Source organism: Streptomyces sp. NPDC006335 (genome assembly GCF_040612795.1).
Taxonomy (GTDB): Bacteria; Actinomycetota; Actinomycetes; order Streptomycetales; family Streptomycetaceae; genus Streptomyces.
In genome coordinates this window covers 329,590-356,103 of sequence record NZ_JBEXQX010000003.1, presented here as the reverse complement: position 1 = coordinate 356,103, position 26,514 = coordinate 329,590, and the positions used below count along the sequence as shown (strand labels likewise).

Genomic DNA, 26,514 nt, shown 5'->3' with positions numbered 1-26,514 from the left:
CACACCCCACTGAGAGGGATACGCCATGACCACCACCGACCTCCGCCCCTGGCGCGGTGTCCTCGTCGCCACCGCCCTCCCGCTCGACGACGACCTGTCCGTGAACTACGACAAGTACGCCGAGCACTGCGCCTGGCTGGTCGAGAACGGCTGCGACGGCGTGGTGCCGAACGGCTCGCTGGGCGAGTACCAGGTGCTCACGCCCGAGGAGCGGGCCAGGGTCGTGGAGACGGCCGTGGCCGCGATCGGCGGTGAGCGGGTGATGCCGGGTGTCGCCGCGTACGGCTCGGCGGAGTCCCGCCGCTGGGCCGAGCAGGCGCGTGACGCGGGCTGTGCGTCCGTGATGCTGCTGCCGCCCAACGCCTACCGTGCCGACGAGCGGTCGGTGCTCGCGCACTACGCCGAGGTCGCGAAGGCGGGCCTGCCGGTCGTGGCGTACAACAACCCCATCGACACCAAGGTCGACCTGGTGCCGGAGCTGCTGGCCAAGCTGCACGCCGAGGGCTTCATTCGCGCCGTCAAGGAGTTCTCCGGTGACGTCCGACGCGCCTACCAGCTCGCCGAACTCGCCCCGGAACTGGACCTTTTGATCGGTGCCGACGACGTTCTGCTGGAACTGGCGCTCGCCGGGGCGAAGGGCTGGGTGGCCGGTTACCCGAACGCGCTGCCCAGGTCGAGCGTCGAGCTGTACCGGGCCGCCGTGAGCGGCGACCTCGCCACCGCGAAGACGCTGTACGAGCAGCTGCACCCGCTGCTGCGCTGGGACTCCAAGGTCGAGTTCGTGCAGGCGATCAAGTTGTCGATGGACATCGTGGGCCGCCACGGCGGGAGCTGTCGGCCGCCGCGGGTGCCGCTGCTGCCCGAGCAGGAGGCCGTCGTGCGGTCCGCCACCGAGAAGGCGGTCGCGGCAGGGCTCGCTTAGGCCGAACCGTCCCTCCGATCACCAGGAGTGTCATGCGCAGCAAACTCGTCCTGCACGCCGTCGACTCGCACACCGAGGGCATGCCCACCCGCGTGATCACCGGCGGGATCGGCACGATCCCCGGCGCGACCATGAACGAGCGTCGGCTGTGGTTCCGTGAGCACCGCGACGACATCAAGCAGCTCCTGATGAACGAGCCGCGCGGGCACGCGGCGATGAGCGGCGCCATTCTCCAGCCGCCGACCCGCCCGGACTGCGACTGGGGTGTCGTCTACATCGAGGTCTCGGGCTATCTGCCGATGTGCGGGCACGGCACGATCGGAGTGGCGACCGTGCTGGTGGAGACCGGGATGGTCGAGGTCGTCGAGCCGGTCACCACGATCCGGCTCGACACCCCCGCGGGACCGGTCGTCGCGGAGGTCGCGGTGGAGGACGGCAGGGCGAAGCACGTCACGCTCCGGAACGTGCCGTCCTTCTCCGTCTCCCTGGACCGGAAGATCGCACTGGCCGACGGGCGGACGGTGACATACGACCTGGCGTACGGCGGCAACTTCTACGCCATCCTGCCGCTGGAGGAGTTCGGGCTGCCCTTCGACCGGGACCGCAAGGACCACATCCTGAAGGCGGGGCTGTCCCTCATGGCGGCGATCAACGCCGAGGAGGAGCCCGTCCATCCGGAGGACCCGTCCATCCGCGGCTGCCACCACGTCCATCTGCTCGCGCCCGGTGCCACCGCCCGCCACTCCCGGCACGCGATGGCCATCCACCCGGGCTGGTTCGACCGCTCCCCCTGCGGCACCGGCACCAGTGCGCGCATGGCCCAGTTGCACGCGCGCGGTGAACTCCCGCTGCACACCGAGTTCGTGAACGAGTCCTTCATCGGGACGCGGTTCACCGGCCGCCTCCTCGGCACCACGGAGGTCGCGGGCCGCCCCGCCGTGCTGCCCAGCTTCACCGGGCGCGCGTGGATCACCGGCACGGCCCAGTACCTGCTCGACCCGACCGATCCGTTCCCGGCGGGGTTCGTCCTCTGAGCGCGAGCGCCCGTCCTCGGCGGGTCGACGATAATGCCGGGTGCCGCGTGACATTGCACCACTAGGAGATGCCCCTCATGGCCGCCCAGCGATCCAGCACCCCCGCTCTGCCCGTCCTCGGCGGCAAGAAGAGCAGCTACCGGGAGCGGGTCGCCGACGCCCTGCGGGCCGCGCTGATCGCGGGCGAGCTGCTCCCCGGGCAGGTGTACTCGGCGCCCGCACTCGCCGCCCGCTTCGGTGTGTCGGCCACGCCCGTGCGTGAGGCCATGCTCGACCTCGCCAAGGAGGGCCTGGTCGACACCGTCCCCAACAAGGGGTTCCGGGTCACCGCGGTCTCCGAGAAGCAGCTCGACGAATACACCCACATCCGCTCGCTCATCGAGATCCCCACCGTCGTGGAGCTGGCCTCGACGGCCGACCCGGTCTCCCTGGAGGCGCTGCGTCCGGCCGCCCGGGAGATCGTGCAGGCGGCGGTGTCCGGTGACCTCATCGCGTACGTCGAGGCCGACATGCGCTTCCACCTCGGACTGCTCGCCCTCGCGGGCAACGCCCACCTGGTCGAGGTGGTCGGTGACCTGCGCAAGCGGTCGCGGCTCTACGGTCTCACCCCGCTGGTGAAGTCCGGCCGCCTGCTGGCCTCCGCCGAGGAGCACCTCGAACTCCTCGACGCGCTGATCGCCCGGGACGAGAGCGCGGTGCGGGAGGTGATGACTCGGCACATCGGTCATGTGCGGGGGTTGTGGGCGGCGCGGTAGGGGACGGTCGAAGCATGGCCCGCCAGGTCAGGACTTGGCGCACTCCGACCCGTTGAGGGAGAAGTCGTACGCCGGGGCGTTCCTGCTCTGCCAGGAGGCGAGGAAGCCGAGGGAGAGCGAACCGCCCGCGGGGACCGACTTGTTGTAGTCGGCGGCGGTCGCGGTGACCTTCGTGCCGCTCTGGGTGAAGTCCGCGTCCCACATCTGCGTCACCTTCTGGCCGTCCTTGAAGGACCAGGTGACCCGCCAGTCGTCGAGCGCCTCGGGGGTGGTGACGGTGACCTCGGCCTGGAAGCCGTCGGGCCACTGCTTGACGAGGGAGTACTCGACCCGGCAGGTCGGCGTGCTGCTCTCGCTGGGCTCCGGTTCCTCGGCACCGGCGGAGGAGGTGCCCTGGGGTTCCGGGTCGGACTTCGTCACCCCGGCGGACTCCGACGGGTTCCCCGTGGGAGTGCTGGAGGTCTTCGCCGTGCCGGGCGCCCGCGAGGTGGCGGCGGGGACGGACGAGGTGGGGTTGCCCACCGGCTGGCCCTCGGCGGAGGTGCCGGGCCCGGCGGCGCCGTTCTCCATGTCGTCGCCCGGCATCATCGAGACCGCGAGGGCGAGCAGGGAGACGAGGACGGCGGCGACGAGCAGCCCGTTGCGCACGACCTTCGCCTTGTGCGCGCCAGGGTTGGGGGGCCCGCTCTCCAGTGCCGGCGGGCGTCCCGCGCCGAGGCGCACCTCGGCGGCCCGGCGGCGGCGCTCCAGATAGGCGAGTCCGCCCCAGCCGATCACCCCGCCCGCGAGGGCCGCGGGCAGGCCGCCGCCGTGCAGGCGCAGACAGGCGGCGGCCTCCGCGCACTGCTGGCACCGCGCGAGATGGCGGGACAGGTCGTCCGGGGTCTCACCGGAGGTGGAGCGGGTGACGGCGTCCAGCAGCCGGGCGTAGCTGCGGCACTGCGCGTCCATCGGCATGTCGAGGTGGTTGCGGTGGCTGCGGTCCCGGAACAGGCCGCGCACCTGGGCGAGTTCGTCGCCCACGGTGGCCGGGTCGAGGCCGAGCCGACGGGCCACCACGGGCAGCGGCAGCGCCTCCACCTCGGCCAGCCACAGCAGTTCGGCGTCCGCCGCCTGGAGATCGCGCAGTCCCCGCAGGGCGATGGGGCGTTGCAGGGGCGGCCCGGTGTAGCGGGCGGCCTTGTCGGAGTTGAGCCACAGTCGCAGGTCGGGGTCGAGGCGGTGGCCGAGGCCCTGCGTCTCCCAGTCCGCTGCGGTGGTGCGAACGGCGGTGAGCAGCAGGGGTATTCGGGGCAGCCGGGCCGGACGGCGGCCGGCGCCGCGGACGGCGGCCTCGGCTTCCCGGGCCTCGCGCATGCCGAGGGAGAACGCCTCCCGGGCCAGGTCGGTGGCGGCGGTGGAGCCGGCCGTGCACAGATCGGCGTACGACAGCACGGCATCCCAGCACTCGGAGAACAGCGCGGCCTCGGCGGCGTCCTGGGGGGTCGGCAGGTCGGGCATGGGTCTCCTGCATCCAAAGCGAGGTCAACTCGCCACACTGGCAAAGGAGTTGGGGGGAACCTCGCGGCAGGACAGGAGCCTTTCACGTGTCCCACACAACTGACAAGCAGGCTATTCAAAACGGTTACCGAGGGTTCGGTCCACCCCTAAGGGCACAGTGCTGCGCGGAGTCACGTCCGTGTATACGGACCGGAAGCGGGAACGTATCAATCCCGCCACACAGGAATCACCCGTGACGCAAAACCGCCCTGCCCCGGCGGCCCCGGCACCCTGGAGCCGGGCGGGAACGCGCCACCGCTCCGGGCAGCCGCGGAAACCGCGGGAGCCACCCGGAGCGGGATGTCGTACGCGAAGGGTCAGACCTCGGCCGGCTCCGGCGCGGCCGGGAGGCTGTCCATGAAGGAGCTCACCGAGAAGACGGCACGGCCGGGTCCGGGCGGGCCGTACCCGGGGGGCGAGGAGAGACCGAAGTCGTCCATGGTCTGGCGGTAGGCCTGGAGCAGCCGGATGTGGTACTCCAGCGGCGCGCCCTGCGGGTTGGCCTTGCCGAGCGGGGTCGTCGGCTCGGGGCACCAGGTGGTGAAGCGGGGCGTGATGCCGTGGGACATGAAGAAGCGCAGGCCCTCGGTGGTGGAGGCGATGGCCTCGTCGACGGTCTTGAAGCCGAAGGGCTCCGCCATCTCGACGCCCGCCACGAAGTTGGGGATCACGTTGCGCGCCCCGAACACCTCCGCCGAGTCCAGGATGCGCTTGTGCCACACGTCCCGGCCGACGTACCGCTCCTTGCCCGGGCAGTACATCTTGAACAGGTACTCGTCCCACACCTCGTAGTTGGGGTGGTAGATCTGCACGCCGTAGTCCTTGAACCGCTGCACGTCGTCCTTCGGCAGCGCCTGGGCCACGACCTTGCCGATCCAGCGGCCCGGGAAGCGCTCCTCGATGGCCTTCGCGTAGTGGCCGTAGAAGTCGGCCTCGTCACGCCCGGAGACCGTCTTGGTGATCGCGCCGCCGGTGAGCGTGTAGGCGGTGGACGCCTTCGCGGTGTCGTACCGGTCGATGATCTCCAGGGCCTCCAGGACCTCCTCGACGTCCTTGACCCCGGTGTACGGCCGCCCGGCCGCCTTGTGCTGGCGCCAGTTGTGGTTGATGTCGCAGTACTGGCACTCCTCCTTGGCGCCGAAGTACTGGCACACCCGGAAGACGGTCAGGTAGATCAGGTAGCCCCACTGGATGGTCGGGGCGACCTCCATGACGGACTTGCCGCTGGAGAGCTTGTGCTTGTAGTACTCGGGCATCGGCGGCACCCCGACGTCGGCGATCCGCTTACCGTCGAGGTAGAGCCCGAGCATGCCGGAGTCATCGGCTGCCACGCGGTACGGCGAGGCTGGGTTCACCCGCACCGACACCACGGTCCGCCTCAGGTCGTACGGCCCGCCGGTCAGGATGATCTCCTCCGGCGGGCGGCGCAGCGCGGCCTCGCCCAGCTCCGGCAGGGTGCCGTGGTCGAAGGAGAAGATGAAGTACGACTTCGGCTTCACCTCACCCGACTCGTTGTCGCTGAGGGCGGACGGGTCGAAGGCCACGCCACCCCGCAACAGGTCCTCCTTGAAGACGGCTTCCCGCGGAACTTGCGGGAACCGCTCCATCAGATCCTCGACCAGCGCGGTACGGCTGCCCATCCCGTGTCTCCTCCCGGCTCAGACGTACGACCGACTCCTCACGGTATGCCCTCGCTCGGACATCATCCGTGCCGGGTCCCCTCACGGCGGGCGATATGCGTCGGTACGGGTGTTTCCGGGGGCAGTACCGGGTCGGGAACGGGCGCACCCCACGCCGAGGTGAGAGGAAGCACACCCGCCCAGAGCCCCAGTTCGGCGTCGGGTCCGTCCCCGTCGTCGGGCGCGCCGGTACGGATCTTGACGGAAGCCTCGTCGAGGCGGAGGGCGAGCAGGGTGGTGGCCGCGAGCTCCTTGCGGCTCGGCTGCCGGGCGTACGACCACTGCCCCGGCGCCGCGTGTTCGGTGAGCCGGCGCAGGCCTTCCAGCTTCTCCCGCGGGTCGGTCACCTTGCGGGCCGCGCCGTGGATCATGGCGCTGCGGTAGTTGACGCCGTGCTCGAAGACGGACCGCGCGAGGACCAGCCCGTCGACGTGCGTGACCGTGACGCAGACCGGCGTGCCGCCCGCGAGGCTCCGACTGGCCACCGAGCCGTGCAGGTAGAGCTGCCGCTCGTCCCGCCCGTACACCGTGGGCACGACGATCGGCCGCCCCTCCACCACGACGCCGAGATGACAGACGAACCCGGCGTCGAGGATCGCCTCCAGGTCGGCCCGCTCCCGACTCCCCTGCGCACGCAGACGCCGGTGACGGGTGAGGTCGGTCTCGGGAAGCTGATCAGGAAGCATGAACCAGGACCCTACTGATTCAGCGGTTTCTAGACCAGACCTCTGCCCTGGTAGGCATTGAAGTGACCCAAGAACAACGAAATCCGTAGATCAGGCCGTTCGCGTCAGGCCGGCGTAGTCCACCGGGCACGCGAGCGCGGCCCCGGAGACGACCCGCTCCGCCTCCTCCGCCACCGCCAGCCCCAGCCGCGCCAGTTCGTTGCCCTGGGACCCGGCGAGGTGCGGGGTGACGAAGGCGCCCGGCAGGTCGTGCAGGGGCGAGTCGGCGGGCAGTGGTTCCGGGTCGGTGACGTCGAGGACCGCGGAGAGGCGACCGGTGCGCAGCTCGTCGACGAGGGCGTCGGTGTCGACCAGGCTTCCGCGCGCGGTGTTGATCAGTGCGGCCCCGTCCGGCATGAGGGCCAGCTCGCGGCGGCCGATCAGGTGCCGGGTCTCGGGGGTCTCCGGGGCGTGCACGGTGACGATCTGCGAGGTGCGCAGGAGGTCGTCCAACGGCAGCAGGGGCACGCCCAGCTCCAGCGCGCCCGCCTCGTCGACGTACGGGTCGGTCAGGCTCACCGCGAGGTCGAAGGGGCGCAGCAGCTCGATCACCTTGCGCCCGATCCGTGACGCCCCGATCACCCCGACCCGCCGCCCGTGGTTGCCGATCCCGGGCACGACCCCCCAGCCGGGAGAGACCCGCTCGGCGCGCAGCCGCTCGCGGCGCACGAAGACGTCCTTCCCGGCGAGCAGGATCGCGGCGAGCGTGTACTCGGCGACGGGCACCGCGTTGGCCTCGGCCGCCGAGGAGACGGCGATCCCGCGCCGCCAGATCTCGGGCGTGGCGAAGCCCTTGACCGAGCCGGCGGAGTGCAGGACGGCCCGCAGTTTCGGGGCCGCGTCGAGGACGGCCGCGTCCAGGCGCGGGCAGCCCCAGCCGGTCACGAGGATCTCGGTGCGGGCCAGAACGTCCGCGAGAGCCGGGTCGGTGAGGTCCTCGGCCACCACCGCGGGGTCGATGTCCACGGACTCCCGCAGCCGCGCCAGCACCTCGGGCGGGAAGACGAGCGGCACGTTCTCGGCGGTCATGGCGAACAGCGCCTGGGGTCGCTCGGGCAAGGTGGTGATCCTCCAGACCTGCGGAAAGGTGGTAGAAACCGTTCTCTACCGTAGGCCCCCGCAAATGAGAGGGTCAACGCATACACAAGCTTCCGGGAGGAACGACGGACATGTCGGAGACGATCACCAACTGGGCGGGGAACATCACCTACTCCGCCGGGCAACTGCACCGGCCCCACTCGCTCGACGGAATCGCCGAGCTGGTCGCGGACAGCGCGCGGGTGCGGGTGCTGGGCAGCGGGCACTCCTTCAACGAGATCGCCGAGCCGGGCCCGGAGGGCGTCCTGCTGTCCATCGCCGGCCTGCCGCCGGTGATCGACGTGGACACCGCGGCCCGTACGGTACGGGTCTCCGGCGGCGTCCGGTACGCCGAACTGGCGCGCGTGGTGCACGCCCACGGCCTCGCGCTGCCCAACATGGCGTCGCTGCCGCACATTTCGGTGGCCGGCTCGGTGGCGACCGGCACCCACGGCTCGGGCGTGGGCAACGGCCCGCTCTCCTCGTCCGTGCGCGAGGTGGAGCTGGTCACGGCGAACGGCTCCGTGCTGACGATCGGCCGGGACGACCCGCGCTTCGGCGGCGCGGTCACCTCGCTGGGCGCGCTCGGTGTCGTCATCGCGCTCACCCTGGACCTCGTGCCGTCCTTCGACGTGGAGCAGTACGTCTTCACCGAACTCCCCCTCGCCGGGCTCGACTCGGCGGCCTTCGAGACGGTCATGTCGGCGGCGTACAGCGTGAGCCTGTTCACCGACTGGCGCGCGCCGGGCTTCCGGCAGGTGTGGGTCAAGCGGCGGACGGATCAGCCGCTCGCCGACTTCCCGTGGGCCGCGCCCGCCACCGAGAAGATGCACCCGGTGCCGGGGATGCCCGCGGTCAACTGCACCGAGCAGTCCGGGGTGCCGGGTCCCTGGCACGACCGACTGCCCCACTTCCGGGCCGATTTCACGCCGAGCAGCGGAGCGGAACTCCAGTCGGAGTACCTGCTGCCGCGCGCGAACGCCGTCGAGGCACTGCACGCCGTGGACGGCATCCGGGAGACGGTCGCCGAGGTGCTCCAGATCTGCGAGGTGCGGACCGTGGCCGCCGACGAGCAGTGGCTGAGCCCCTCCTACGGCCGGGACACCGTGGCCCTGCACTTCACCTGGATCGAGGACACCGCGGCCGTCCTCCCGGCGGTGCGCCGGCTGGAGGAGGCGCTGGACGCCTTCGACGCGCGGCCGCACTGGGGGAAGGTGTTCACCACGCCCGCGGACGTGCTGCGCGAGCGCTGGCCGCGGCTCGGCGACTTCCGGAAGCTGGCGCACGAGCTGGACCCCGAGGGTAAATTCGCCAACGCCTTCGTCCGGACCGTTCTCGCCGACTGACTTTATAAAACCCCTTTCCTAACCCCTTGTACAAAGTAACCGCAGACCATAGCCTTGCGCCGCGCCGGTGCCACTGTCGTCCCGGCATGAGCGAAGGGATGGGGCAGGCCCGGTGAAGCGCACATCACGCGACATCCGCACCGCGAACCGCTACGAGGTGTTGCGCCAGATCATCGCCGAGTCGCCCACCTCCCGGCAGGAGCTGGCGGCGGCCACCGGGCTGAGCCTGGCCACCGTCGCCACGCTCGTGGGCGAGCTGCTCGACCTGCGGATGATCACTGAGGTCGGCTTCGAGGAGTCGGCGGGCGGGCGCCCCCGGGGGCTCGTGGCCGTCAACGCGTCGGGGGGCGCGTTGATCGGCGTGGACATCGCGGAGACCTACGTCCACGTCGAGCTGTTCGACCTCGCGCTGAACGTCCTGGCCCGCGCCGAGGAGGACGTCCGCCCCGGCGAGAGCCTCCCCGAGCAGGTGGTCAGCCATGTCGCCGCCGCCGTCGGCTCGGTGGTCGCGCAGGCCGGGATCGAGGGCGCCCGGGTGCTGGGCGTCGGCGTGAGCGTGCCGGGCCAGGTGGACCGCGCCACCGGCATCTCGGAGTACGCGCCCAACTGGGACTGGCACGACGTGCCGCTGCTCGACCTGCTCTCCGAGTACATCGCCTACCCGCTCTACCTGGACAACCCGCTGCGTGCCGTGGCCGTGGCCGAGCTGTGGTTCGGGGCCGCGCGCGGACGCGCCAACGCCGTGGTGGTCACCCTCGGCACCGGTGTGGGCGCCGGGCTCGTCCTGGGCGGAGCACTGCACCGCGGTGTCTCCAACAGCGCCGGCGAGTGGGGCCACAACACGATCGTCCTGGACGGACGCCTGTGCCGCTGCGGCAACCACGGCTGTGTGGAGACGTACGTGGGCGCGCCCGGGATCATGCTGAACCTGCGGGAGCTGAGCCCCGACAGCGAACTGCTGCACCCGGGCGACCAGACGGCGACGATCGCCGCGCTGGCCCGGGGGATGCGCACCGAGGACCCCGTGGCGATCGAGGTCGTCCGGCACACCTCCCGCTATCTGGGCGCCTCCATCGCCCACCTGGTCAACCTGGTCAACCCCGAGGTGGTCGTGCTCAGCAGCTGGGTCGCGGCCGCCCTCGGCGAGCCCCTGGTCGAGGAGGTGCGCGAGGCCGTCGCCCGGCACGCGCTGCCCCGGCCGATGGCCGCCACCGAGATCGTCCTCTCCCCGATCCCGACGGACCCGGCGTGCCTGGGCGCGGCGACGTTCGCGCTCGAAGGGGCGCTCCAGTCGGTCGGGCAGAGGTCCGCGAAACGCACCACCCCGGCGAGGACGAAGACGCACGAACCCCGCTAGGAGCCGTACCGCACCACCTTCATGACGACGGAAGGGATGCACGTGTCTCACCCCCACCGCAAGAGATCGGCCCTGCTGACAGCCGCAGCCGCGTTCGCTGTCGCGGGACCGCTGATATCCGCTCCGCCCGCGTCGGCCGCCACCCCCACGGTGGCCGAAGTGTCCCCGCACGCCGCCCAGACCATCGACAACATCGGCGCCTCGGGCGCCTGGTGGGTCAACGACCTGAAGAACTTCGACCCCAAGGTCCAGGCCCGGGTGTCCAAGCTGCTGTTCTCCAAGGACGGCCTGGCGCTGAGCAGTTACCGCTACAACATCGGAGGTGGCGGCACCGGCGTGACCTACGCGCCGCGCGCCCCCGAGGACTTCCTGAAGGACGACGGCTCGTACGACTGGAGCAAGGACAAGGCGGGCCGTACGTTCCTGTACGCGGCCGCCAAGTACGGCGTGAAGGACCTGATCGCCTTCGTCAACAGCGCGCCTGCGCAGTGGAAGACCAACGCCAAGAGCTGCGGCGGCTACCTGAAGGCGGAGAACACGCAGGACTTCGCGGACTACGTCGCCGACGTCACCGACCACTTCGCCAAGCAGGGCGTGCGGTTCGACTACATCAGCCCCTTCAACGAGCCGACCAACAGCTTCGACAGCTGCGGCCAGGAGGGCATGCTGGTGCCGGTCGACCAACGCGACGACATCGTGCGGGCGTTGGGCGCCGAGCAGCAGGCCCGGCACCAGAAGACCGGCATCATCGCGGACGAGTCCAGCTCCACGGTGAACTTCAACACCGAGGTCCCGCAGTGGATCTCGCAGCCGGACACCGCCCAGTACGTCGACAAGCTCGCCCACCACACGTACAACAACCCGGGCGACGACCAGCGGGCGAAGATCTACGAGACGTCGAAGTCGGTCGGCAAGCAGTCCTGGTCCACGGAGATCTGCTGCTTCGGCAACGGCGGCACGGGCTGGGCCCAGGAGTACGACCCCACGATCGACGGCGGTCTGAACCTGTCCCGGATCATCTACAAGGACTTCGCGACCGCGCACGACTCGGCGTTCCAGTGGTGGGTCGCCCTGTCGGAGATGATCGGCTCCGACCCCCTCGCGAAGAACTCCGAGGGCTGGAACGACGGCCTGATCTACTACGACCCGAACTACGCCACCAACGGCAACCAGACCCTCTACTTCACCAAGCGCTACTACGCGCTCGGCCAGTACAGCAAGTTCGTCCGGCCGGGCTCGGTCGCCCACAACGTGACCGGCGTTCCGGACGGCGTCGAGGTGTCGACGTACGACGACCACGGCAAGTGGGTCGTCGTGGTCAACAACCACAACACCACCGACACCGCGGTGAAGCTGCACTTCAACAGCAAGGCGCCGGTGCGCGCGAGCAAGGCCGTGCGGACCTCGGCGACCGAGAGCTGGGCGAACGTGGCCAAGCCGTCGGTCAAGGGCGGCACGGCGTCGGCGACCCTGCCGGCCCGGTCCATCACGACGTACGTCCTCGACCAGAAGGGCCGCGGCACGTCGGCGGTCACGGGCGCGCTGGCGGGCAAGCAGTCCGGCAAGTGCCTGACCGCGAACGCCTCGGGTGCGTCGATCAGCAGCTGCACGGGCGGGCCCGAGCAGGTGTGGTCGTACGACGCGAAGGGCCGCCTGAAGGGCGTGAACGGCTATCTGACGGCGGGGAGTTCGGGACTCACGACGAGCCCCGAGGCGACTCGTGACGGCCGTCAGCAATGGCTGCTGAACTCCAACGGCCAAGTCGTCAGCGAGGCGTCCGGCACCTGCCTGGACGTCGGCGGCCAGGCGACGGCCGAGGGCAGCAAGGTCGGCCTGTGGACCTGCAACGGCGGGCCCAACCAGGCCTGGTTCAAGCAGTAACGCAGCACCTCCGCAAGGGGGTCGCGGGCCGCTGGTGCGGCGGCCCGCGCCCCCGGGGCGTCCGGTATCCCGAACGTCGCACAACGCTTCGAGCAGACTTCGTCCAACCCCTTGCCGAAGGCTTAGCCGAAGGTTAACGTCCCGCACCGCAGGACCATTTGAGCCACCTGGCACTGAGCCGCAGAGCCATGGCGCAGAGCCGCAGCCGTATTCGAGACAAGGACGTCAGCATGTCGGCAATGAGCAACAGCAACTGGGACCGTCGAAACGTTCTGCGAGCCGCGATGGGCCTGGCCGCCGCCGGCGGGCTGGCCGCGTGCGGCAGCAACACGGGCCGCAGCAGCGGATCGGGCGACGGGCTCGTCCAGTTCTTCCACGCCTACGGCGAGGCGGGCACGGAGCAGGCCATCAAGCGGTACGCGAAGGCGTACAAGAAGGCCAACGTGACCACCAACTGGATCACGGGCAACAACTTCGAGGCGAAGCTCTTCGCGTCCCTGCTCACCAAGAACGCGCCCGACGTCTTCGAGTTCCACCCGCAGATCCAGATGGTCAAGAGCGGCCAGGTCGCGGACCTGACCGACATCATCGCCCCGGTCAAGGACGACTTCAATCCGGCCGACATCAAGTCGCACACGGTGGACGGGAAGATATACGGCGTCCGCATGATCGACGACCCGCAGTTCTTCTTCTACCGCAAGTCGATGCTGGAGAAGGCCAAGGTCGACGTGCCGACCACCCTCGACGAGCTGCTCGAGGCGGCGGAGAAGCTCACGACCAACAAGGTCAAGGGCGTCTTCCTCGGCAACGACCTCACCCCGGCCATCAACCCGCTCATCTGGTCGGCCGGTGCCGACACCCTCACCCCCGACAACAAGCCCGCCTTCCACACGGACGCGGTCGTCGCCGGCATGAAGCAGCTGCGCCAGCTGTTCACCAGCGGCAACCTGCTCCTCGACGCCCCGGCCGACTACTGGGACCCGTCCGCGATCAACCAGGGCCTGTGCGCCATCCAGTTCTGCGGCATGTGGGCGATGCCCGCCATGCAGAAGGCGCTCGGCGACGACCTCGGTGTCTTCCCCTTCCCCAAGGTCGGCGACAACGGCAAGCAGTCGGTCTACAACGGCGGCTGGTCGATGTTCGTCAACGCCAAGGGCAAGAACGTCGACGCGGCCAAGGAGTACGTGAAGTGGCTGTGGATCGACCAGAAGGAGTACCAGGAGGACTGGGCCACCTCGTACGGCTTCCACATCCCGCCGCGCACCTCCATCGCGCAGTCCGCCACCAAGCTCAAGACGGGTCTGCCGGCCGAGGGCGTCAAGCTCTTCAACGAGTTCGGGCACTTCGACAACATCGGCTGGACCCAGGCGATGATCACCGCCGTGACCGACGCGTTCGCCAACAGCGTCCGTAAGAACGGCGACCCGAACGCCGCGCTGGCCACCGCGGAGAAGAAGGTCAACGCCGAGCTCAAGAAGCTCTTCGGTTAGGCCGACGGAGCATCCACGACATGTCGACCACCACCACGCGCGGGGTCACCCAGCCCGCCCCGGCCAAGGCCTCCCAGGCCCGGCCGCGGCGGGGCCTGCGGGGCAACCCGACCTTCAACTTCTGGCTCTTCACCGGGCCGTTCCTCATCGGCCTGGCGATCTTCGTCTTCGTGCCGATCTTCTGGAGCATCTGGCTCAGCTTCTTCGACGCGCGCTTCACCGTCACGCCGAGCAAGTTCGTCGGCTTCGACAACTACGAGAGCATGCTGACGAACTCCAACTTCACCGGTTCCCTGGTGACGTTCACGGTGTTCGCGGCGCTCATCGTGCCCCTCACCTGGGCCCTGTCCCTGGGCCTGGCGATGCTGGTGCACCGGCTGCGGTTCATGCGGGCGTTCTTCCGGTCGGTGTTCTTCCTGCCGACCGCCGTGTCCTACGTCGCCGCAGCGCTGATCTGGAAGATGTCCATCTTCACCGGGGTCCGCTTCGGTCTGATGAACACGGTGCTCGGCTGGTTCGGCGTCGACAACATCGCCTACCTGTCCGACCCGAACCCGCCCTGGTACTGGCTGGTCATCGTGACCGTACGCCTGTGGCTCCAGGCCGGCTTCTACATGATCCTGTTCCTGGCAGCGCTGCAGAACATCCCGGCGGAGCTGTACGAGGCGGCCGCGATCGACGGCGCCAAGCCCGGCTGGCAGACCTTCCGGTACATCACGCTGCCCCAGCTGCGCGCCACCTCGACCGCGGTCATCCTGCTGCTGCTCGTCGCCGCGTACCAGGCGTTCGACGAGTTCTTCAACATCATCACGACCAAGGCCACCTGGGGTCAGACCCCGCTCATGGTCCTGTACAAGACCGCCCTCGGCGAGAACCAGGACTACGGCGCCGGCAGCGCGGGCGCCGTCATCCTCACGGTGCTTATCTGCGCCGTCACGCTCCTCCAGGGCAAGTTCATGGGCTTCGGAAGGGGGGAGGACTCCAAGTGACCACCACCGCACCTCAGGTGGGCAAGGAAGGCCGCAAGAAGCGCGGAGGCGTCCTCGGCAACACGGGCCTGTACTTCGCCGTCAGCGTCGCCGCCCTGCTCTTCCTGCTCCCCTTCTACCTGATCCTCCGCAACTCCCTGTCCACGGACCCGGAGATCACCGGCGAGAACTGGAAGCTGCTCCCCTCCTTCCAGTGGGGCAACATCAGCGAGCTGTTCGACGACCCGACGGTGGACTTCGCCCGGTCCATGTGGAACTCGACGGTGATCGCCGTCTCCATGACCCTCGGCACCCTGCTGATCTGCTCCCTGGCCGGCTACGGCCTCGCCCGGATCCCCTACAAGCACGCCAACAAGGTCTTCTACGTCGTCCTCGCGACCCTGATGGTCCCGACCGCCGTCACGTTCGTGCCCAGCTTCGTGCTGGTCTCGTCCCTCGGCTGGATCGACACCTACCGCGGTCTGATCATCCCCGGTCTGTTCAGCGGCTTCACCTGCTTCCTGTTCCGGCAGTACTTCCTCGGGTTCCCGAAGGAGCTGGAGGAGGCGGCTCGCGTGGACGGACTCGGATACTGGGGCGCATACTGGCGCATCGTGGTGCCCAACTCGCTGAACTTCTTCGCGGCGATGGCCACGATCACGTTCATCAGCGGGTGGAACGCCTTCCTGTGGCCGTTGGTCATCGGCCAGGACCCGAGCTCCTGGACCGTTCAGGTCGCCCTGTCCTCCTTCATGACCAACCAGACCGTGAACTTCCACCTGATCTTCATGGCCACCGCCATTTCCATCCTGCCCCTGGTGTTCGTGTTCCTCTTCCTCCAGCGCTGGCTGGTCCAGGGAATCGCGCAGACCGGCATCAAGGGCTGACACCTCTCTCAGGACCTGGAGACCGATGTCTTTCCGCACGACCAGCGCTTTCGACTACGTCGAGGACGTGTCCCCGGGCAGCGGGGCCCTCCCGCCCCGCGCCTGGTACGCGTCCTCCGACGCGAAGGCCCTGCCCCTCGACGGCACCTGGCGCTTCCGGCTGTCGGCGACCGCCGACGCCGAGGACGACTCCTTCGCCGAGGAGGGATACGACGCCGACGGCTGGGCCGAGGTCGCGGTCCCCGGGCACTGGGTCCTCCAGGGCGACGGCGCCTTCGGGCTGCCGATCTACACCAACCACCTCTACCCCTTCCCGGTGGACCCGCCGCACGTCCCCACCGAGAACCCGACCGGCGACCACCTGCGGGTCTTCGACCTGCCGGAGGACTGGCCCTCGGACGGCGGCGCGGTCATCCGGTTCGACGGCGTCGAGTCCTGCGCCCGGGTCTGGCTCAACGGCACGGACATCGGTGAGTTCAAGGGCTCCCGGCTCGCGCACGAGTTCGCCGTAGGACATCTGCTGAAGCCGAAGGGCAACGTCCTCGCGGTCCGCGTGCACCAGTGGTCGGCCGGCTCCTACCTGGAGGACCAGGACCAGTGGTGGCTGCCGGGCATCTTCCGTGAGGTGACCCTGCTGCACCGGCCTTCCGGCTCCGCCGGAGACTTCTTCGTGCACGCCTCGTACGACCACCTCACCGGCGAGGGCACCCTGCGCGTCGACTCCGACGTCGACGGGCGGGTGCTGGTGCCCGCCCTCGACATCGATGTCGCCACCGGTGAGTCCGTGACGGCCCTGGTGGCCCCGTGGAGCGCCGAGAGCCCCCGGCTCTACGACGGTGAGCTGGTCACCGAGGGCGAGCGGGTCCCGCTCAGGATCGGCTTCCGTACGGTCGTCCTGGAAGACGGCCTGATCAAGGTCAACGGCAAGGCGGTCCTGTTCAAGGGCGTCAACCGGCACGAGTGGCACCCCGAGAAGGGCCGCACGCTCGACCTGGAGACCATGCGCGAGGACGTGCTGCTGATGAAGCGGCACAACATCAACGCCGTGCGCACCTCGCACTACCCGCCGCACCCGGCCTTCCTGGACCTGTGCGACGAGTACGGCCTGTGGGTCATCGACGAGTGCGACCTGGAGACCCACGGCTTCACCGAGCAGGGCTGGCGGGACAACCCCGTCGACGACGACCGCTGGACCCCGGCCCTCCTGGACCGCGCGGCCCGCATGGTCGAGCGGGACAAGAACCACCCCTCGATCGTCTTCTGGTCGCTGGGCAACGAGGCCGGCACCGGCCGCGGCCTGACCGCCATGGCCGAGTGGATCCACGGCCGGGACCCCGAGCGGCTCGTCCACTACGAGGGCGACTGGAACTGCCGGGACACCGACGTGTACTCGCGCATGTACGCCTTCCACGACGAGGTCGAGCAGATCGGCAAGCGGCTGGACGGCGGCACGCTGGGCCGCCGCGAGCTGCCGTTCATCCAGTGCGAGTACGGCCACGCCATGGGCAACGGCCCCGGCGGCCTCTCCGACTACCAGGACCTCTTCGAGAAGTACGACCGTCTCCAGGGCGGCTTCATCTGGGAGTGGATCGACCACGGCGTCAAGCACCCCGAGCTGGGCTACGCCTACGGCGGCGACTTCGGCGAGGAGCTGCACGACGGCAACTTCGTCTGCGACGGCCTGATCTTCCCGGACCGCACGCCCTCCCCCGGTCTGATCGAGTACAAGAAGGTCATCGAGCCCGTCCGCATCGAGGGCGCCGACGGCACCGTACGCGTCACCAACAAGTACGACTTCGCGGACCTGTCCGCCCTCGCCTTCGAGTGGTCGTACGAGGTGGAGGGCGAGACCGTCGAGGCGGGCACACTCGCCGTGCCGGCGCTGGCACCCGGCGAGTCGGCGGACCTGAAGCTGCCGGAGCCGCCCGCCCACGAGGGCGCGGAGGCGCAGTGGACGGTACGGGCGCTGCTGGCGTCCGACACGGCCTGGGCGCCGAAGGGGCATCTCGTCGCGTGGGGCCAGCTCCCGGCTTCGGCTCCGGTACGGCCCTCCGTCGCGCCCACCGCCCGGCCGGTGCGCGGCGAGAAGCTGATCACCCTGGGCCCGGCGTCCTTCGACGCCCGTACCGGCGCGCTCAAGGCGATCGGCGGGGTCACCGTCGAGAGCCCCCGGCTGGACGTGTGGCGGGCGACGACCGACAACGACGAGGGCACGGAGTGGAACTCCGGCATCCAGTACAGCGGGCTGTGGCGCACGCTGGGCCTGCACCGGATGCGGCACCGGCTGGCCGGGGTGGAGCTCGACTCGCAGGCGCTGACCGTCCGGACCCGGGTGGCGCCCGCGGCCCGTGAGGTGGGCCTGGGCGTGGTGTACCGCTGGACCTCGGACGGCTCGCGGCTGCGCCTGACGGTGTCCGTCGGTCCCGAGGGCGAGTGGACGCAGCCGCTGCCCCGGCTCGGCATCCGGCTCGGACTGTCCGAGGCCGACCAGGTGCGGTGGTTCGGCGGCGGCCCCGGCGAGGCGTACCCGGACACCCGGAAGGCGTCCATGGTCGGGCGCTGGGACGCGAGCGTGGACGAGCTCCAGACGCCGTACCTGCGCCCGCAGGAGAACGGCGCCCGCGCCGACGTCCGCTGGGTGGAGCTCGGCGGGCTGCGGATCGAGGGCGACCCGGAGTTCTCCTTCACCGCCCGGCGCTGGACGACGGAGCAGTTGGACGCGGCGAAGCATCTGACGGATCTGCGGGCCGGTGACACGGTGTGGGTGAACCTCGACCACGGCCATCACGGAGTCGGCTCGCAGTCCTGCGGTCCGGGCCCGCTGCCGCAGTACCACCTGCGGGCCGAGCCGGCGGAGTTCTCGTTCGTCTTCTCGGTGATCGGTTAGTCCAATGCACCGGTGGATTAATCCATTGCCAGTGTGATCGGCGTTCTGCGACGGTCATGGTGTACCCGCGGCCGGTCGGCCCTCCAAGCCGACCGGCCGCAACTCTTGTTCGTGACAAGGGAGTTCACAGCGTGCCCGGAAGCATCGAGGTTCGCGGCCTGTCCCGCACCTTCCACACCACCGTCCGCCGCCCCGGCCTCGCCGGCACCCTGCGCTCCCTGGTCAACCCGGAGCGGGTCGCCAAGCACGCCGTCGCCGACATCACCTTCGACGTGGCGCCCGGCGAACTCCTCGCCCTGCTCGGCCCGAACGGCGCCGGCAAGTCCACCACCATTAAGATGCTCACCGGTATCCTCACGCCCACCTCCGGCGAGGCCCGGGTGGCGGGCGTGGTGCCGTACGAGGATCGCGAACGCAACGCCCGTAACATCGGCGCGGTCTTCGGGCAGCGCACCCAGCTGTGGTGGGACCTGCCGGTGCGCGAGTCGTTCTCGATCCTCCGGGACATCTACGAGGTGCCGAAGGCCGAACACGCGGCCCGGCTGGCGGAGTTCGACGCCATCCTGGAGCTGTCCACCTTCTGGGACACCCGGGTCCGTCACCTCTCCCTCGGCCAACGGGTGCGCTGCGACCTGGCCGCGGCCCTGCTGCACGACCCGCCGGTCGTCTTCCTCGACGAGCCGACCATCGGCATGGACGTGGTGGTCAAGGAGCAGGTGCGGGAGTTCCTGCGCCACCAGGTCGAGGAGCGCGGCCGGACGGTGCTGCTGACCACCCACGACATGACCGAGGTCGAGCGGCTCGCCGAGCGGGTCGTCCTCGTCAACCACGGCCGGCTCGTCCTCGACGGCTCCCTCGAGGAGATCCGCCGCAAGTTCGGCTCCACCTGGCAGGTCCGCGCGACCCTGGCCGACGCGCACACGGAGGTCTCGCCGCTGCGCGGGATCGCCGTACTCAGGAAGGACGGGCCGCAGGTGGTCTTCGGGCCCGACGGGCCGGACTCCCCCACCGTGCACCAGGCCCTGAAGGCGGTCATCGAGCGGTACGAGGTGACGGGCGTCGCCATCGACGAGGCCGACCTCGAAGACGTGATGCGGGCGGCCTACGTGCACGCGGAGCCCGCGGTGGAGGGCGTCTGACATGGCCGTCCTGCACGCCTGGCGCGCCGCCCGGGTCACCCCGCTCGGCGAGCTGCACGCACCGCCCCGGATGACGGCCGTCCTGGTCCGGCTGACCGTCCAGGTGGTCCTCGTCGCCTCCCTGTGGCACGGCCTGTACGCGCACACCGGCACCACCGCGGGCCTCGCCGAGGGCCAGGCCGTCACGTACGCCGTGCTGGCCGTACTCGCCTCCCGGCTCAGGGAGTTGGACCAGTACGCGGGCCGGGACACCGTGCTCCAGCACATGCACTTCGGCACGATCGTCTACTGGTACCTGCGCCCGCTGCCGCCCCAGCGCTACCACGCCCTGCGGGCGCTGGGCGAGCAGGTGTACGGCTTCGCGTGGGCGCTCGGCGGCTACCTGGTCTGCCTGGCGGCCGGGGTGGTGGATCCCCCCAGGTCGGCGGCCGTGGCAGGCGTGTTCGCGCTGAGCCTGCTCCTCGGCCAGTGGGTCCTGTACCACGTGATGCTGATCCTGGACCAGTTGTGCTTCTGGACGGTCCGCAACAACGCCGCGATGCTGATCCTGATCTTCGCGCAGAACCTGCTGTCCGGGGTGTACGCGCCGCTGTGGTTCTTCCCGGACTGGTTCATCACGCTGAGCGGATTCCTGCCGTTCCAGGCCACGTTGAGCGTGCCGCTGTCCCTGTACATCGGCCGCATCCCCCTCTCCGACGCCTGGGAGCAGTTGGCGATCCAGGCGTTCTGGGTCGTGGCGCTCACCCTGTTCACCCGTTTCCTGTGGCGGCGGGCCGCCCGCCGCGTCATCTCCCAAGGAGGCTGAGGCCCGTGAACGGCATGCGGATCGCGTGGCGCGTCACGCGTCTCAACTTCCGTGCGCAGTTGGAGTACCGCACGGAGTTCCTGCTGATGATCGCGATCGGTGCGATCTGGCAGGTGTCGGTGATCGTGTTCGCCACCGTGCTGCTGACCCGGTTCACCGGGATGGGCGGCTGGGACAGCTCGGAGGTCCTGCTGATCCCGGCGACGAGGATGCTCGCCCACGGACTGTTCGTCCTCCTGCTGGGCCGGGTGCACGGCGCGGGCCGGCAGATCCAGGAGGGTCTGATCGACGTCTACCTGACCCGCCCGATGCCGGTGTACCGCCAGCTCCAACTCGCCTTCTTCCCCACCAACGCGATCGGCGACATGACCGTCGCGGTGGGCCTGATGGTCGGCGCGCTCAGCCGCAGCCAGCTCGACTGGACACCGGGGCGGATCTCCTACCTGATCGCGGCCGTGATCGGCGGCATGTTCCTGGAGGCGGCCCTCTTCACGGCGGTCACCTGCGCGTCCCTGCGCTTCCCGGCCGCGGACTACTGGAGCCGCTGGCTGGAGGAACTCCTCGGCACCTTCGGCAGCTACCCCCTGAACGTCCTCCCGAAGGCGGTCGGCGGCCTCCTCACCTACGGCCTCCCCCTCGCCTTCGTCGCCTACTTCCCAGCAGCGATCCTGACCGGTCACGGCCACGACACGGGCGCCCCGTACTGGCTCGCGGCGGTGTCACCCTTGCTGGGGGTGCTGGCGTACCTGGGGTCACGGGTGCTGTGGCGGTGGAGTCTCCGGCATTACGCGGGGGTCAACGGGTGACGTCGGCCTCCGGCCTGTGAGGCCCTTCCGCCGCAACCAACTCGTAGTGGACAGAGTGGACTTGGCCAAAGTTCGTGCGGTGGCGGGATGCGTCGGCAGCGGAGCATTCATCGCGCGCTCGCCGGGGAACAATCCCTCGCATGACCGACTCCGCGCTCTGGTTCTCCTCGTTGACCGCGGGCACGGCCGTGCTGGCCAGCTGGGTCACCAGCCGCGGCACGGCACGCGCGGCGCAGATCCAGGCGAACACGGCCGAAAAGACCCAACGCGTGGTCCGGATCAGCGAGGCACGCCGGAGCGCGTATGTGAGCCTCATCGAACAGGCTCACAGGATGGCCGAGTTGTACTGGAAGATTTCAGACATCCATGCGTCAGCCGCTCCACGTGTCGAGCAGTTGCCCGCGCTGAAGGAGGTGAGGGCAGGCCTTCGCGAGGAATACACGCAGCTACGCCACGCCATATGGGTCATCAACCTCGAAGGCCCCGACAGCGTGGCCGAAGCCGCGGAGAACCTGCGTCTCGCGACGAGGCCTCCCTACCGTGCCCTCGAGGCGGCGATCGCCGGCGACTCGAGCGCGCTCACCGCGTTCGACCAGTACTACGACCCGTTCTGGCAATCGCTGCTTGCCTTCGTCTCCACGGCCCGGTCGGCGGTACACAACCTGTGAAGCGCGCGGCGGGTGCGGTCAGGGCCGTCCCGAGCGCCCTACGGGAGTGAGCAGTGCGGCTGCCGCGATCAGCACGCAACACCCACCGGCGACGAGGCCCACCGGAGCCGTGCCCTGTCGGTCCGCCGCCCAGGTCAGGAGGGTCGCGCCGAGGGGGGCCGCCGAGTAGTGGAGGGTCCAGAAGGCGGAGGTGACGCGGCCCAGGAGGGGTTCCGGGGTCACCTCCTGGCGCAGGGACATGGAGCAGGTGCCCGCCATGCCGCCACAGGCGAGGAAGACCGCGGTCAGCAGGGCGACGGCCGGTACGTCGCGGGCCCAGCCGAGGCCGGCGAAGGCGAGCCCGCACAGCGCCACCGAGCCGGTCCACACCGCGCCGAAGCCGAGCCGTCGGCGTACTCGCGCGACCAGCAGGGCGCCGGTGATGGTGCCGAGCGCGCCGACGGCCATGACGGTGCCGACCGTGCCGTCGTCGTGGCCGAGGTCGTGCTTGAGGTGGTAGATCACCAGGTCGTTCAGGCCGAGGGTGAGGAAGCTGAACACGAACAGCAGCACGGTGAGCGAGCGCAGCACCGGGTGCCCGCGCAGGAACGCCACCCCGGTGCGCAGGTCGCGCCACAGGCCGGTGCGTCCAGGTGCCTCGGCGGGGCGGGCACGGAACCGCACGAAGAACGTGCACAGCGCCGACACCCCGAAGCTCGCCGCGTCCACGCCGACCGCCGTGGCGGGCCCGGTCCAGGCCGCCACCACTCCCGCGCACACCGGCCCCAGCACCCCGGCAGCGGCGGCGGTCGCGTTCAACCGCCCGTTGGCCTCCGTCAGTTGCCCGGTCCCGACGAGACTCCGTACGACGGTGACGTACCCGACGGCGAACAGCATGCCGACCGCCTCGCACACCGGCAGCACCGCGTACAGCAGCCAGATCCGCGGCCCGAACAGCCACACCAGCGGGATCACCCCGTACAGCACCATGCGTACGAGGTCGCAGCCGATGAGCAGCCGGCGCCGGTCGACCCGGTCGACCACCACGCCCGCGAACACGGCGGCGACGACCGAGGCGGCACCGCCGACCGCCGTCAGCAGTCCCATCCGGGCGAGGGAGCAGGTGGTCTCGAGCACCAGCAGGGGCAGGGCGATCAGGGCGAAGGAGTCGCCGAGGACGGAGAGGGTCTGCGCGGCCCAGAAGACGGCGAAGTCCCGTTGCCGCCAGAGCGGACGTGAAAGGGCGCGTTCCGAAAGGGCCTTGCGGGCTTCCCTGTCCCGCTGAGCCTCGTGCGTCATACCCCTCCCCGGATGTCCGCCGGTCACCCTACGGCCCAGGGCGAGGCCGTACATCCGAGTTTTACGCGGTGACCAAGTCGTCCCAGCGGTCGGCGAGTTCCGGGATGGGCTGCGGGACAGGGCCGAGACCGCCGTCGTACGGGGCCTGCAACTCGTCGACCGCGTGCCTGACCGCGCTGTCCGAGACGACGGGGGACCGCGCGGGCAGCACGTAGCGGACGCCGGCATGGCCGGTGGTGGTGTCGGCATGATGCGCGACCGGTGTGTAGTCGTTCCAGCCGATGTCGTTGAGGCGGTGAATCTGGTCGGCCCAGTGCTGGGCGTCACGCAGTTCGCCGTGGCACAGGTGCAGCAGGTACAGACACAGTGCCGCGGTGACACTGCCGGAGCCCGCGGTGTACTGCCACCAGAACTGGGCGCCCTCCCCCTGGTCGGCCAGGTAGAGGAGGCAAGCGAAGGTGAGGGCGCCGCCGGGGTCGCGGTCGTCGTCGAAGGCGGTGATGCGCCAGGCTGCCCCTTCATGGCGGACAGCGCCTCGGCACAGCACGCGCAGGTCGTGCGCGGCCCGTTCGTGCAGTGCGGCGGGAGGTGAGGGGGCACGGCGGCCGTGGTGTGCCGCCGTGTGGAGGAACCGCACCCAGCGCAGCTCGTGCAGCTCATGTGCGAGACGGTCCCGAGTGTCCTCCAGGTCGGCGTGGGTGTACTCGCCCTGGAAGATGCGGGATCGGCGCAGGGCCTCCTCGATGCTGCGCGGGGTACGGCTCACCGGTTGGTCACTCCTCGCCGTCGTCGGGCGCGCTCTCGACCCGGTACCCCATCGCGGACGCGAGCCGGAGAATCGCGGTGCGTCGGGTGGAACGGACGGTGGCCTCACTGATGCCCATGATCAAGGCAGTCTCACGGTTGTCGAACTCCAGCACGTCATGCAGGACGATGACGTCGAACTGCCGCTCGCTCAGCCGCGTCATGCGCCTGAACAGCCCCAGTCCTTCCTCCAGTTCGGCGATCTCGTCTCCGTGCTCGGCGTGGAACTCCCTGCGGAAGGCGTCGAGCAGGGGCTTGCTCGCCGTCTTGATGGCCCGCTTGAAGGCCAGGGTCTCGGTGGTGTCCGGGCTGCGGCCCTGGTCGGCGAGTTCTCCGTGGACACGCTCCTTGAACAGAGCCCAGGCGTGGGCGCCGGGGTTGTCCATGTTCTCCAGGCGCGGCCAGATGGTCGCCAGGTACAGGAAGGTGCGGTCGACCAGTCGACGGGCGGCGACCTGGTCGTCGTCGAGATGGATACGGCTGTACTCGAAGCACGCCCGGTCGTACCGGGCCTGGAACTCCCAGAACTCAGGCGGCATCACGGACTCCGGACGAGGCGTCGCGGATCTCGCGTGGTCGGGTTGCCGACTGGTCATCGACGGCCTCCTTCGATCCAGGAGGCCTGGGCCGCGGGTGTCGAGGGGTGGTGAGGGTGCGGTTCGCCAAGGGCGTTCGCCCCGATGCGGACTCCGACGCCCAGGAGGCGCCGCACTAAGAACCACACGTCGGGCGCGAACGAACGCGCCGCGGCGGAGGTGGCCAGCACGAGGCTGACTACGTCGTAGCTCACAGTGACTGTTTTCCATTCTTTTCGGTCGGCGCCGTAACCGCTTCGTCCCCCGCCCGTTGCGGGTACGGAACCCGGAGCACCGTTGCTCTGGAGAACAGGTAAGCGGACGCCCCCCGGCGAATGTGCAGCCCTTCGAACACATCTTTCTAACGGAGGGTAGCTTTCCACTAACTGTTGGCCATGGGTTAATTCGCGAGTGTTTATCGCCAGGGTGCGCCACCCTCAGCGCCCCGCGCGCCACCCCTACCCGAGCTGGGCATCCGCCAAGAGGGTCGCACTTCGATCGAAATTTGCGCGAACGTGGCTGGGCTCGCCCTGTTTTCAGGTGTGTTACAGATCACGTTTCATCACTCGCGACCGCGATGCTTCATCCTGCCTCTGACGGTGCTGTTCAGCGCCCGGTACCGGGCAGCTCCACACGGCCCGCCAATCTACGGCCCCAGGCCTGGCTCGGCGCTTCGACGCAACGGTGGGTCAGCAGGCAGACGGGCAACAGCACCGCGAAGAAGGCCACTTCGAGCACGAGACTGTTCTGCCGCTGCCGGCCGACCGTGCCGTCGATCACCGCCAGCAGAAGCGGATGCACCAGATAGACCGAGTAGCTGATCGTTCCCAGTCCGGTCAGTATCCGCGGTACGCGTCGACGCCGCGTCGCCAGTCCGACGGCGAAGGTGAGCACAGCCAGCAGGAACGCGACGATCCAGCCGCGTCGTGCGAAGTGGTCGTCAGTGCCGGACCAGGACGCACTCCCCACGGCACAGACGACCACCAGGACAGCGGCGGCGGCCGTACGGCGCCACGTGCTCTGACCGTGACCGGCACGGTAGACGGCGGTGCCGAGGAACATCACGGCGAGGATCACCAAGCCCTCCCACAGCGGCACCGTGCCGTTGAACGGGACCAGGACGAGCGCCGGCACCCCGCCCAACACACCCCCGAACCCCCGGAGCACGGGTGAGCCGGCGCTCGCACAGCAGATGGCGAGTCCCATGACGACCGAAGCACACACGATCAGCGGGCCGGTGCCGACCAGGCCGGACAGGGCGGAGGCGGGCAGTGCCGCGCCCGCCGCCACGCTCGCGGCGGAAAGCACTGCCAAAGCGACCGCGATCGCCCCGGACCGCCGGTGCAGGCGAACCGTGAACAGAGCCACTACCAGCAGGTAGAAGGACATCTCGTAGGAGAGCGTCCACAGGACTAGCAGGAGATTGGGCGTTCCCAGTAACTCCTGCAGCATCGTGGCGTGGGCGACCACCACGGTGCCGGCGCTCTGCCCGCCGAAGTCGTGCAGCTCCGCGACACCCAGGAGGTGGGCGGCGAGGAGCACCAGGACGACCACCGCCCACAGCGGGTACACACGGAAGATCCGCCCGATCCAGAACGTCCGGACGCAGCCCCTGCGCTCCAGCGACGCGGGGATGATGTAGCCGCTGACCAGAAAGAACACCATGATGCCGTAGCGGCTGGTGTTGAACTGCGGCATCAACTCCCGTCGGAAGTCCGCCATGAAGGTGTACGAGGAGTGGTCGAAGACCACGACGAGTGCGGCGACACCGCGTAACGCGTCCAACCAGCCCAGCTTCGCTGAAGGGGGGACGAGGGGTGGGGATTCCATGCGTGAGCAGAGTCCTCTTCGATCAGGCAAGCCCCGGTCGGGGTGCGCTGATCACCGAGTTC

The 26,514-nt window shown here is 69.7% G+C and carries 22 protein-coding genes; 14 read left to right on the top strand and 8 right to left on the bottom strand.

Annotated features, from left to right (window positions below; translation table 11 throughout):
• The first annotated feature begins 25 nt into the window (after positions 1-25).
• The 3 genes from ABZ098_RS12315 (at position 26) to ABZ098_RS12305 (ending at position 2,711) form a co-directional block, all read left to right on the top strand.
• Entirely contained in the window at positions 26-922 is an 897-nt protein-coding gene (locus ABZ098_RS12315) for a dihydrodipicolinate synthase family protein (RefSeq protein WP_356589946.1), read from the top strand.
• Between the two features lie 32 nt (positions 923-954).
• Entirely contained in the window at positions 955-1,956 is a 1,002-nt protein-coding gene (locus ABZ098_RS12310; protein ID WP_356589944.1) for a proline racemase family protein, read from the top strand.
• A gap of 77 nt (positions 1,957-2,033) precedes the next feature.
• The gene (locus ABZ098_RS12305; protein WP_356589942.1) at positions 2,034-2,711 is read left to right on the top strand and encodes a GntR family transcriptional regulator; all 678 of its coding nucleotides are present in this window, start codon (positions 2,034-2,036) and stop codon (positions 2,709-2,711) included.
• Positions 2,712-2,738: 27 nt separating this feature from the next.
• On the opposite strand, the gene ABZ098_RS12300 is transcribed toward ABZ098_RS12305, so the two are convergent.
• From ABZ098_RS12300 to ABZ098_RS12285, 4 genes are all read right to left on the bottom strand, one after another.
• Entirely contained in the window at positions 2,739-4,211 is a 1,473-nt protein-coding gene (locus ABZ098_RS12300) for a cellulose-binding domain-containing protein (protein WP_356589940.1), read from the bottom strand.
• A 356-nt stretch (positions 4,212-4,567) separates the two neighbouring features.
• The gene (locus ABZ098_RS12295; protein WP_356589938.1) at positions 4,568-5,890 is read right to left on the bottom strand and encodes a radical SAM protein; all 1,323 of its coding nucleotides are present in this window, start codon (positions 5,888-5,890) and stop codon (positions 4,568-4,570) included.
• 62 nt (positions 5,891-5,952) lie between these two features.
• A complete protein-coding gene (locus tag ABZ098_RS12290; protein ID WP_356589936.1) occupies positions 5,953-6,615 on the bottom strand; it encodes a pyridoxamine 5'-phosphate oxidase family protein in 663 nt (220 codons plus the stop codon).
• A 90-nt stretch (positions 6,616-6,705) separates the two neighbouring features.
• Positions 6,706-7,713: a hydroxyacid dehydrogenase gene (locus ABZ098_RS12285; RefSeq protein ID WP_356589934.1), complete on the bottom strand. Its 1,008-nt coding sequence runs from the start codon at positions 7,711-7,713 to the stop codon at positions 6,706-6,708.
• Positions 7,714-7,823: 110 nt separating this feature from the next.
• Between ABZ098_RS12285 and ABZ098_RS12280 the strand changes: the two genes are divergently transcribed.
• From ABZ098_RS12280 to ABZ098_RS12230, 11 genes are all read left to right on the top strand, one after another.
• The gene (locus ABZ098_RS12280) at positions 7,824-9,077 is read left to right on the top strand and encodes an FAD-binding protein (protein WP_356589932.1); all 1,254 of its coding nucleotides are present in this window, start codon (positions 7,824-7,826) and stop codon (positions 9,075-9,077) included.
• Between the two features lie 112 nt (positions 9,078-9,189).
• Positions 9,190-10,434, top strand: coding sequence for an ROK family transcriptional regulator (locus ABZ098_RS12275; protein ID WP_356589930.1), 1,245 nt, complete (start codon positions 9,190-9,192; stop codon positions 10,432-10,434).
• A 36-nt stretch (positions 10,435-10,470) separates the two neighbouring features.
• Positions 10,471-12,315, top strand: a complete 1,845-nt coding sequence (locus ABZ098_RS12270; protein WP_356589928.1) for a glycoside hydrolase — start codon at positions 10,471-10,473, stop codon at positions 12,313-12,315.
• A gap of 230 nt (positions 12,316-12,545) precedes the next feature.
• A complete protein-coding gene (locus ABZ098_RS12265) occupies positions 12,546-13,805 on the top strand; it encodes a sugar ABC transporter substrate-binding protein (RefSeq protein ID WP_356589926.1) in 1,260 nt (419 codons plus the stop codon).
• 20 nt (positions 13,806-13,825) lie between these two features.
• Positions 13,826-14,794 carry a sugar ABC transporter permease gene (locus tag ABZ098_RS12260; RefSeq protein ID WP_356589924.1) on the top strand — a complete coding sequence of 323 codons (969 nt, stop codon included), beginning with the start codon at positions 13,826-13,828 and terminating at the stop codon, positions 14,792-14,794.
• Positions 14,791-15,660 carry a carbohydrate ABC transporter permease gene (locus tag ABZ098_RS12255; protein ID WP_356589922.1) on the top strand — a complete coding sequence of 290 codons (870 nt, stop codon included), beginning with the start codon at positions 14,791-14,793 and terminating at the stop codon, positions 15,658-15,660. The genes ABZ098_RS12260 and ABZ098_RS12255 overlap by 4 nt, the downstream gene beginning before the upstream one ends.
• Positions 15,661-15,685: 25 nt before the next feature.
• Positions 15,686-18,547, top strand: a complete 2,862-nt coding sequence (locus tag ABZ098_RS12250; RefSeq protein ID WP_356589920.1) for a glycoside hydrolase family 2 TIM barrel-domain containing protein — start codon at positions 15,686-15,688, stop codon at positions 18,545-18,547.
• A 131-nt stretch (positions 18,548-18,678) separates the two neighbouring features.
• Positions 18,679-19,686 carry an ATP-binding cassette domain-containing protein gene (locus tag ABZ098_RS12245; RefSeq protein WP_356589918.1) on the top strand — a complete coding sequence of 336 codons (1,008 nt, stop codon included), beginning with the start codon at positions 18,679-18,681 and terminating at the stop codon, positions 19,684-19,686.
• Position 19,687: 1 nt separating this feature from the next.
• Positions 19,688-20,491: an ABC-2 family transporter protein gene (locus ABZ098_RS12240; RefSeq protein WP_356589916.1), complete on the top strand. Its 804-nt coding sequence runs from the start codon at positions 19,688-19,690 to the stop codon at positions 20,489-20,491.
• A 5-nt stretch (positions 20,492-20,496) separates the two neighbouring features.
• The gene (locus tag ABZ098_RS12235) at positions 20,497-21,297 is read left to right on the top strand and encodes an ABC-2 family transporter protein (protein WP_356589914.1); all 801 of its coding nucleotides are present in this window, start codon (positions 20,497-20,499) and stop codon (positions 21,295-21,297) included.
• 140 nt (positions 21,298-21,437) lie between these two features.
• Complete coding sequence (locus ABZ098_RS12230) at positions 21,438-21,965, top strand: hypothetical protein (protein WP_356589912.1); 528 nt, start codon at positions 21,438-21,440, stop codon at positions 21,963-21,965.
• Positions 21,966-21,983: 18 nt separating this feature from the next.
• Here ABZ098_RS12230 and ABZ098_RS12225 read toward each other — a convergent pair whose 3' ends face one another.
• The 4 genes from ABZ098_RS12225 to ABZ098_RS12210 form a co-directional block, all read right to left on the bottom strand.
• On the bottom strand, positions 21,984-23,243 hold the full coding sequence (locus ABZ098_RS12225) for an MFS transporter (RefSeq protein ID WP_356589910.1): 1,260 nt from the start codon (positions 23,241-23,243) through the stop codon (positions 21,984-21,986).
• A gap of 61 nt (positions 23,244-23,304) precedes the next feature.
• On the bottom strand, positions 23,305-24,009 hold the full coding sequence (locus tag ABZ098_RS12220; protein ID WP_356589908.1) for a hypothetical protein: 705 nt from the start codon (positions 24,007-24,009) through the stop codon (positions 23,305-23,307).
• A gap of 7 nt (positions 24,010-24,016) precedes the next feature.
• The gene (locus ABZ098_RS12215; RefSeq protein ID WP_356589906.1) at positions 24,017-24,643 is read right to left on the bottom strand and encodes a sigma-70 family RNA polymerase sigma factor; all 627 of its coding nucleotides are present in this window, start codon (positions 24,641-24,643) and stop codon (positions 24,017-24,019) included.
• A gap of 585 nt (positions 24,644-25,228) precedes the next feature.
• Positions 25,229-26,452 carry an acyltransferase gene (locus ABZ098_RS12210; protein ID WP_356589904.1) on the bottom strand — a complete coding sequence of 408 codons (1,224 nt, stop codon included), beginning with the start codon at positions 26,450-26,452 and terminating at the stop codon, positions 25,229-25,231.
• Positions 26,453-26,514: the final 62 nt, after the last annotated feature.

Excerpts from the sequence above, each read along its gene's own strand:
- ABZ098_RS12315 (WP_356589946.1), top strand. The coding sequence starts at position 26 with ATGACCACCACCGACCTCCGCCCCTGGCGCGGTGTCCTCGTCGCCACC.
- ABZ098_RS12310 (WP_356589944.1), top strand. The coding sequence starts at position 955 with ATGCGCAGCAAACTCGTCCTGCACGCCGTCGACTCGCACACCGAGGGC.
- ABZ098_RS12305 (WP_356589942.1), top strand. The coding sequence starts at position 2,034 with ATGGCCGCCCAGCGATCCAGCACCCCCGCTCTGCCCGTCCTCGGCGGC.
- ABZ098_RS12300 (WP_356589940.1), bottom strand. The coding sequence starts at position 4,211 with ATGCCCGACCTGCCGACCCCCCAGGACGCCGCCGAGGCCGCGCTGTTC.
- ABZ098_RS12295 (WP_356589938.1), bottom strand. The coding sequence starts at position 5,890 with ATGGGCAGCCGTACCGCGCTGGTCGAGGATCTGATGGAGCGGTTCCCG.
- ABZ098_RS12290 (WP_356589936.1), bottom strand. The coding sequence starts at position 6,615 with ATGCTTCCTGATCAGCTTCCCGAGACCGACCTCACCCGTCACCGGCGT.
- ABZ098_RS12280 (WP_356589932.1), top strand. The coding sequence starts at position 7,824 with ATGTCGGAGACGATCACCAACTGGGCGGGGAACATCACCTACTCCGCC.
- ABZ098_RS12270 (WP_356589928.1), top strand. The coding sequence starts at position 10,471 with ATGCACGTGTCTCACCCCCACCGCAAGAGATCGGCCCTGCTGACAGCC.
- ABZ098_RS12265 (WP_356589926.1), top strand. The coding sequence starts at position 12,546 with ATGTCGGCAATGAGCAACAGCAACTGGGACCGTCGAAACGTTCTGCGA.
- ABZ098_RS12260 (WP_356589924.1), top strand. The coding sequence starts at position 13,826 with ATGTCGACCACCACCACGCGCGGGGTCACCCAGCCCGCCCCGGCCAAG.
- ABZ098_RS12250 (WP_356589920.1), top strand. The coding sequence starts at position 15,686 with ATGTCTTTCCGCACGACCAGCGCTTTCGACTACGTCGAGGACGTGTCC.
- ABZ098_RS12240 (WP_356589916.1), top strand. The coding sequence starts at position 19,688 with ATGGCCGTCCTGCACGCCTGGCGCGCCGCCCGGGTCACCCCGCTCGGC.
- ABZ098_RS12230 (WP_356589912.1), top strand. The coding sequence starts at position 21,438 with ATGACCGACTCCGCGCTCTGGTTCTCCTCGTTGACCGCGGGCACGGCC.
- ABZ098_RS12225 (WP_356589910.1), bottom strand. The coding sequence starts at position 23,243 with ATGACGCACGAGGCTCAGCGGGACAGGGAAGCCCGCAAGGCCCTTTCG.
- ABZ098_RS12215 (WP_356589906.1), bottom strand. The coding sequence starts at position 24,643 with ATGACCAGTCGGCAACCCGACCACGCGAGATCCGCGACGCCTCGTCCG.
- ABZ098_RS12210 (WP_356589904.1), bottom strand. The coding sequence starts at position 26,452 with ATGGAATCCCCACCCCTCGTCCCCCCTTCAGCGAAGCTGGGCTGGTTG.